The 562-nt window shown below is 61.6% G+C and carries 1 protein-coding gene; it reads left to right on the top strand.

The annotated features are described in order from the left end of the window. Window positions 1-347 precede the first annotated feature (347 nt). Window positions 348-562: hypothetical protein (locus CEK65_RS21210; protein WP_226980593.1), on the top strand; the 215-nt coding region annotated here is incomplete at its 3' end.

The following is a 562-nucleotide window of genomic DNA, read 5'->3' as shown; positions in this document are numbered from 1 at the left end:
CATGACAGTTGACTCCTACGGTTCTTCTCGTCTGACACTCATGTATCAAGCAAAAGCAAAGGCTTTCGCCCTTGCGGGCGAGTTACTTTGATCAGCCTTCGGCTGCTGAGAAGCGCTTCTTTGCTCGCGCAAAGAAAAGGTAACCAAAAGAAACCGCGCCCTGCCTTCGCGCCCTCCGCGCTGCGCGCTCCGGGTCCGCGGCCATCACGGGGATCCGCGGAAGGGGCTTGGCTGCTTCGCAGCCAAGTCCGGGGCAGTCGCCTCACGGCGCCAGCCCGCCCGCCGGGGCGAAGCAGTGCTTCGCCTTTTTCCGGCGAGCCCTGCCCTGCCGCGGACGGCGTACATCCATGTACGCCGCCCTTCGGGTTTTTCCCCGCGATGGCCGCCGCTTCGGAAGGGAACCCGGTAAATCAAAAGCCAGGGCAACAGCCAAAGCCAAAGCCAAGCAACAACCAAAGCAACAGCTAAAGCCAAGCAACAGCCAAGGCAACGGCAACGGCAACGGCTTCGATGCTGCACGCCTTTGCGTAGATACCGTCTTACCCCCTAGCAGGCAAGGCCC

The organism is Xanthomonas sp. LMG 12459 (assembly GCF_009192905.1).
Lineage (GTDB): Bacteria > Pseudomonadota > Gammaproteobacteria > Xanthomonadales > Xanthomonadaceae > Xanthomonas_A > Xanthomonas_A sontii.
The sequence above is the reverse complement of the archived record's forward strand: the minus strand, read 5'-3'. Positions and strand labels throughout refer to the sequence as shown.